Source organism: Mucilaginibacter sp. (genome assembly GCF_028287845.1).
Lineage (GTDB): Bacteria > Bacteroidota > Bacteroidia > Sphingobacteriales > Sphingobacteriaceae > Mucilaginibacter.
This window is the reverse complement of sequence record NZ_JAQBOW010000161.1, coordinates 1-6,998: the sequence shown is the minus strand read 5'-3', so window position 1 is coordinate 6,998 and position 6,998 is coordinate 1. Positions and strand designations below refer to the sequence as shown.

The 6,998-nt window shown below is 41.9% G+C and carries 5 protein-coding genes; 4 read left to right on the top strand and 1 reads right to left on the bottom strand.

Annotated elements, in window-relative coordinates:
• The coding region (locus JWP71_RS15965) for a class I SAM-dependent methyltransferase (RefSeq protein WP_299501983.1) at positions 1-287 on the top strand (287 nt) is incomplete at its 5' end.
• Between the two features lie 97 nt (positions 288-384).
• Here JWP71_RS15965 and JWP71_RS15960 read toward each other — a convergent pair.
• On the bottom strand, positions 385-1,527 hold the full coding sequence (locus JWP71_RS15960; RefSeq protein WP_299501980.1) for a polymerase: 1,143 nt from the start codon (positions 1,525-1,527) through the stop codon (positions 385-387).
• Positions 1,528-1,829: 302 nt separating this feature from the next.
• Between JWP71_RS15960 and JWP71_RS15955 the strand changes: the two genes are divergently transcribed.
• From JWP71_RS15955 to JWP71_RS15945, 3 genes are all read left to right on the top strand, one after another.
• The gene (locus tag JWP71_RS15955; protein WP_299501978.1) at positions 1,830-2,810 is read left to right on the top strand and encodes a deoxyhypusine synthase family protein; all 981 of its coding nucleotides are present in this window, start codon (positions 1,830-1,832) and stop codon (positions 2,808-2,810) included.
• A 195-nt stretch (positions 2,811-3,005) separates the two neighbouring features.
• On the top strand, positions 3,006-4,277 hold the full coding sequence (locus JWP71_RS15950) for a cytochrome c3 family protein (protein ID WP_299501976.1): 1,272 nt from the start codon (positions 3,006-3,008) through the stop codon (positions 4,275-4,277).
• Between the two features lie 40 nt (positions 4,278-4,317).
• Positions 4,318-6,998, top strand: a 2,681-nt coding sequence (locus JWP71_RS15945; protein WP_299501973.1) for a TAT-variant-translocated molybdopterin oxidoreductase, incomplete at its 3' end; no start/stop codon positions are given.

Genomic DNA, 6,998 nt, shown 5'->3' with positions numbered 1-6,998 from the left:
ATACCCTGCCCAATGTAATTGAAGATTTAGACAAACTGGACTTTATATTTGTTGATGGCAATCATCAAAAAGAAGCTACCCTGAAATATTTTGAATGGTGCCTGCCCAAAGTGCACGAAAATACCCTGCTGATATTCGACGATATTTACTGGAGTGAAGGCATGAAAGAAGCCTGGGCCGAAATAAAGGCACATCCGCAGGTAACCGCAACTGTTGATCTGTTTTGGATAGGATTGGTATTTTTCAGAAGCGGACAAGTTAAGGAGGATTTTGTGATTAAAGTATAAACACGATTACAGGATTTGTTTGATTTTAATGATTATATTTTTAATCTGGCTCATGATTATGTTTAATCCTGTTTATCAAAAAAATCTCTCAATCGTGTCAAAATGCTTGCCCCAGCCCAACATAAAAGCCGCTTTCGCGCTGTTCGCCCGCTGGTTTTTGACCAACGCCATAGTCAAGCCTTACGCTAAGGCCCTTTTCAATATCAAAAAAGTAGCGTGCACCGCCGCCATAGTTAGGCTTTAGTTGGGCAGCACTAAACATAGTATGAAATACTTCGCCGGTACCCACAAAACCAACCACCCCAAAACGCTGGTTGATGCGGTATCGCAATTCGGTTTGGCCGGCTATAAAATTACGATCGCGGTAACGGCCGTTATAATAGCCGCGCATCATTTCATCACTGCCAAGTGCCGGCAATAAATAAAACGGCGACCTGCCGCCTGTCAGGCTTTGTTCCTGCACATCAACACCCAACACCAGTTGTTTATTCAGCGCGAAAAACTGCGCGTATTCTATATTAAAAAATCCGCCTGTGTAACTATTATTGCCAAAAATGCCCTGCATCGCATTGAAATAGGCTGTAACGGTCATTCCTTTGGTGGTGTAGGTGTTGTTGTTTCGGGTATCGTAATTAAAGCTTGGGCCTATATATACAAAGGCACCCCCTGTACGGTCCTCAATTTGCGGGTCGGTATCAAATATGCCGCCTGGGTTATTGTTCTTGTATTTAAAATTTACATCCCCGCCAACAACGCCTATATAAAAGGCACTACCCATACGCTTTTCGGCGGCAAAGGTTAATTTATATCTTTTCTCGTCTATATGCTCAATATTGGCTTTAGCCGTGTTATTACCTATGCCATAAAAATCAAAAGGAAAATGGGTATAACCCGCGTAAGCTGTAAAATGATATTTGTTCTCGGATGTCCAATAACTGATATTTAAACTGGTGCGGGTTTGACCCTTGGTAGTTGCGGTAGCATAACCAAAAATGCTTGAAACGCGGGTATCCAAATGAACGGTATCCGTATAAAATGAAAATAAACCGGCACCCCCGGCTTCAATACCGGTTTCGGGCGATGTGGTAAGAACGGGTACAATAATAAAGCTGCTATGTTTACTGGTATCTTTATTAAGGTACATGTGCCGGATAAACTGAGGTATAATATTTTGCCCAAAAACCGGGGTAAAACGTGCAGTAATGCTAATTATAATAAGGAACGATAAAAGTTTTCTCATGAGTGATATAAGGGTACGAAGATAAATTTTAAGAAATAGTTTGCAGAAATAAAATTTTTTTGGTGTGGCGGCGATTACTCACCCCGACATCGCTTTGCTCGTCGACCCTCTCTTCGGCAAGCGGGAAAGAGGGTTGCCCCACCTTAAAACCCTCTTTCCGCCGAAGGCGAAGAGGATGGTCCAGCGAAGCGCAGACGGGGTGAGTAATCGCCGGCATTGTTTAGTACACTAGCATTTTCAAAATTAAAATTCTGTTTTAATCAAAATACCTACTTTTGCGGCTGATTTATTTATTATCAAAAATGAGCACTACAAAAGGACCCGTATCCCAATTTATTGAAAAAAATTACCTGCATTTTAACGCTGCCGCGTTAATGGATGCCGCAAAAGGCTATGAAACCCATTTGCTGGAAGGCGGTAAAATGATGGTAACATTGGCTGGTGCTATGAGCACAGCCGAGCTGGGTATATCGCTTGCTGAAATGATACGCCAGGATAAAATTGCCATCATATCATGCACGGGTGCCAATTTGGAAGAAGATATTATGAACCTGGTGGCGCACTCACATTATAAGCGTGTGCCTAACTATCGTGATCTGAGTCCGCAGGATGAGTGGGACCTTTTAGAGAGCCATTATAACCGGGTAACTGATACCTGTATCCCCGAAGAAGAAGCTTTCCGTAGGTTGCAAAAGCATATTCATAAAATATGGAAGGATGCTGATGACAGCGGTGAACGCTATTTTCCGCATGAGTATATGTATAAAATGCTGCTGAGCGGAGATTTGAAGCAGTATTATGAGATAGATCCTAAAAATTCATGGATGCTAGCTGCGGCCGAAAAGAACTTGCCGATAGTTGTACCGGGTTGGGAAGACTCTACCATGGGCAACATCTTTGCATCATACGTTATAAAGAACCAGATTAAAGCTGTTACCATGAAAAGTGGTATTGAGTATATGGCCTGGCTGGCAGATTGGTATGTTAAAAATTCATCAGGTAAGGGCATTGGGTTCTTTCAGATAGGTGGTGGTATTGCCGGCGATTTCCCAATATGTGTTGTGCCAATGCTTTACCAGGATATGGAAATGCCCGAAATTCCGTTCTGGAGTTATTTTTGCCAGATATCAGACTCTACAACTTCTTACGGTTCTTATTCGGGCGCGGTGCCTAACGAAAAGATAACCTGGGGAAAACTGGATATACATACGCCAAAGTTTATCGTCGAATCCGACGCTACCATTGTCGTCCCGCTTATATTTGCCTGGTTGTTAGGGCAATAACAAAGACTTAAATTTTGCAAATAAAGGCACTTTTATAATTTATTTAGAAAGATTATAAATTAGTTATTGCTGTCATTTATTTGTCAGCGATTATTTAATAAATTATACTTTTGTGGCTGAAAAAATCGATATAAGTCACGTCTTTTATCAGTTTCAAATACTAGTACAATAACTATTTAGCATCAATACAACTTTATGAGAAGCATCTCATTGATTTTTAAACAATTCTCAAGGCCGGTTTTACTACTTGTTTGCTTTGCTGTTTTGGGATTTTCTGCTAAGGCACAGGGCGACGCTGCAAAAGGCGAGGCCACATTTAAATCTGCTGGCTGTACCAGTTGCCATAAGATAGACGTGCGCATGACCGGACCGGCTTTGGGCCCAATCATTTCATCAGAAACTGATGATAAATGGTTAGCCAGTTGGGTACACAACAGCCAGGGTTTAATAGCAGCAAAAGATCCTAAAGCGGTTAAGATTTCCACAGAGTTTGGCGGAGCGGTGATGCCGTCTTTCCCAAGTCTATCTGACGGTGACGTTGCTGACATTGCAGCTTATGTACGTGCAGACTGGAAAACTATGCAGGATGCGAAAGCAAAAGCACCGGCTGCAGCTGTAGCTACAGACTCAGGCCCAAGCAACTTAGTTGTTTTTGGTTTAATAGGCGTAATTATTCTTGCCTTCATTATCATACTGGTATTGAATAAGGTAATAGCTACGTTAGAGCGCTTGCTAGGCGGCAAAAGATTATTACCTGAAGAAGCTGAGGTTACAGAAGAAGCAGCAGTTGCTACTGACAAGTACGCTACTTTAAAGAAAGTCCTGAAGAATAAAAAACTGGTATTCTTTATTCTGTTTTGCGGTACAATTGCTATGGGCAGCTGGACATGGGTTGCTTTATGGAACACCAATGTACATCAGGGTTACCAACCGGTACAGCCTATTAAGTTTCCGCATGATCTGCACGCAGGTATCATGAAAATTGAGTGTCAGTATTGCCACTCGGGAGCTTTTAAATCTAAAAACGCATCTATACCATCATTAAACGTATGTATGAACTGCCACAAGGTTGTTAAAACCGAGTCGCCGGAGATACATAAGATCTATGACGCGTTGGGTTATGATCCGGCCACTGCAAAATACGATAGCACAAAAGCAAAACCTATCCAATGGATACGTATTCACAACCTGCCAGATTTCGCTTACTTTAATCACTCACAACACGTAAAGGTTGGTGGTATTAAATGTCAGCAATGTCACGGCCCGGTTGAGACCATGAAAGAGGTTTACCAATACTCACCGCTTACCATGAAATGGTGTATCCAGTGCCACAAACGCACAAACATTAACATGAAAGGCAACGCTTACTACGAAAATATGTTACAGGTGCATGACCTTATTAAAAAAGGCGTGAAAGTTACACCTGCACAATTGGGTGGTATTGAGTGCGGTAAGTGCCATTATTAATTAAAAAAGAACTTAGCATTACAGTTTATATTAAGCTTAAATGGATAGCAATAAAAAATACTGGAAAGGTTTAGAAGAGTTAAACAACACACCGGAATTTGTTGAGAAAAACAAACACGAATTCGCGGAACCTATTCCTATTGAAGATGTATTAAGCGGAGACGGTTTATTAGGCAAAACGCCTCGCCGCGACTTTTTAAAAGCGGTGGGTTTTGGCGTAGGTGCTGTTACATTGGCTGCCTGTCAGAAGGTGCCTGTACATAAATCTATTCCTTACTTAATTAAGCCGGAAGAGATTACCCCGGGTGTAGCCAACTACTATTCTTCAACTTATGAGGGCCATGCTATTTTGGTTAAAACCCGTGAGGGCCGCCCAATCAAAATAGAAGGTAACCCAAATGATGTTTTATCAAAAGGTGGTTTAAGTGCGCAGGCGCAAGCTTCTGTGTTGGATCTGTATGACGTTAACCGCGTTAAGGCACCGATACAAGGCACATCAGAATATGAATGGAGCGACCTTGATGATTACGTTAAATTAGAGCTTGCAAAACTTAAAGATTCGGGCAAAAAAATACGTATCGTATCATCATCTATCAACAGCCCGTCAACACTGGCTGTAATTGCTGATTTTATTACCGAGTTCCCTGCCGCTAAACATGTATCATACGATGCGGTATCTTATACAGGTATTATACAAGCCAACCAAAACAGCTTTGGTAAAGCCGTATTGCCTCACTACAATTTTGATAAAGCAGACGTTATTGTAAGCTTCGGTGCAGATTTCCTGGGTTCATGGATATCTCCGGTTGAATTTACCGCGCAATACGTTAAGAATAGAAATAACAAATCGCTGCAAAGCAAAAAAATGTCGCGCCATATCCAGTTTGAAACTGGAATGAGTTTGGCCGGCACCAATGCCGATGTTCGTATACCGCTTAAACCATCAGAAGAAGGTATTGCTTTAATTAATCTATACAATACAATTACTGGTTCTACTTTACCGGGATCAAAAAAATTAAGCGATAACGCAGCCAATAATGCCATTACTATTGCCGCTAACGAATTGAAAGCTGCAAAAGGAAAAGCACTGGTTGTAGCCGGATCTAACGACGTTGCTACACAAATATTGGTTAACGCTATCAACGCTGCTTTAGGAAGCTACGGAACCACTATTGATCTGGATAATTATTCAAATCAATACAAAGGTAACGATGCTGATCTGGTTGAGTTTATAGGCGAGGCTAAACGCGGCGAAGTTGGCGCGGTATTATTCCTGAATGCTAACCCTGTTTACGATTACTACAATACAAAAGAATTGACAGACGCACTTAGCAAAGTGCCTTTGAAAATATCTTTTGCAGACCATATTGACGAAACTGCTGCTATTTGTAATGTTGTTGCACCTAACCATCATTATTTAGAATCATGGGGTGATGCTAATGCTATTGCAGGCTACTATACTGTATTACAGCCAACTATTAACCCGGTGTATAATACCCGCCAGGCAGAGGAAAGCTTATTAATATGGAGCAATAACCCGGTTAAGGTTTATTATACTTATGTTAGAAACAACTGGGATAAGGGCATATTATCACAAGGCGGTTTATCCGGTCAAAAAGGCTGGGAAACTTTATTGCAAACAGGCTTTATCAGCGCTGCTGCAAAAACAGCTGGTTCTTATGCATTCAGTCGTGATTTGAACGCTGTTGCGCAAACTATCTTAACACAAAGCACGCAGTTAGCTGCATCTGGCGATAAAAAATTAGAATTACACCTTTACCAAACCGTAGCAATGCGCGATGGTAAACGTGCCAACAATCCATGGTTACAAGAGTTGCCAGATCCGGTATCAAAAGTAACATGGGATAACTTTGCAGCCCTTTCATTAACCGACCTTAAAAAACTAAACCTGCAGGAAGGTGATGTTATTACGGTTGATGTCAATGGTACATCCATTGCTTTACCGGTATTATTACAACCGGGCCAGGCAGAAGGTACCTTATCGGTAGCTGTTGGTTATGGCCGTACCAAAGGTGGTGCTGTAATAGAATCTGGTGTGGGTAAAAATGCTTTCCCGCTGCATGGCTTCCGTAATGGTACTTTGCAAACCACCGGTGTTGCAACTATATCTGCAACCGGCGATACCATCATTTTAGCGCAAACACAAACTCACCACTCTTATGAGGGTCGCAGCGTTATTCGCGAAGCAAGCTTTACAGAGTACAAGAAAAATCCTTACAAAAACAGCGGTAAAGACGGTGCGCATAAAGACTACAAGAGCTTGTGGGAAGATTATAGCGACACAGAGTATAAAACGTCTGCCTATAATTGGGTAATGGCGATTGACCTTAACGCTTGTACCGGTTGCGGTGCCTGCGTGGTTGCTTGTAACGCCGAAAATAATGTTCCGGTTGTTGGTCGTGATGAGGTTCGTCGCCGCCGTGAAATGCACTGGATACGTATTGACCGTTATTACAGCTTTAACGAAAAAGGCGAAAGCATTACCGAAGAACACGAGATAGATAAACTGACTAACTTAAACAATGTATCGGTTGTTCACCAACCAATGCTTTGCCAACACTGTGACCACGCTCCTTGCGAAACTGTTTGCCCGGTATTAGCTACCGTTCACTCATCAGAAGGTTTGAACCACATGGCTTACAACCGTTGCGTAGGTACACGTTATTGCGCTAACAACTGTCCGTTTAAAGTTCGTCGCTT

Coding starts and splice junctions, on each gene's coding strand:
- JWP71_RS15960 (WP_299501980.1), bottom strand. CDS start 1,527: ATGAGAAAACTTTTATCGTTCCTTATTATAATTAGCATTACTGCACGT.
- JWP71_RS15955 (WP_299501978.1), top strand. CDS start 1,830: ATGAGCACTACAAAAGGACCCGTATCCCAATTTATTGAAAAAAATTAC.
- JWP71_RS15950 (WP_299501976.1), top strand. CDS start 3,006: ATGAGAAGCATCTCATTGATTTTTAAACAATTCTCAAGGCCGGTTTTA.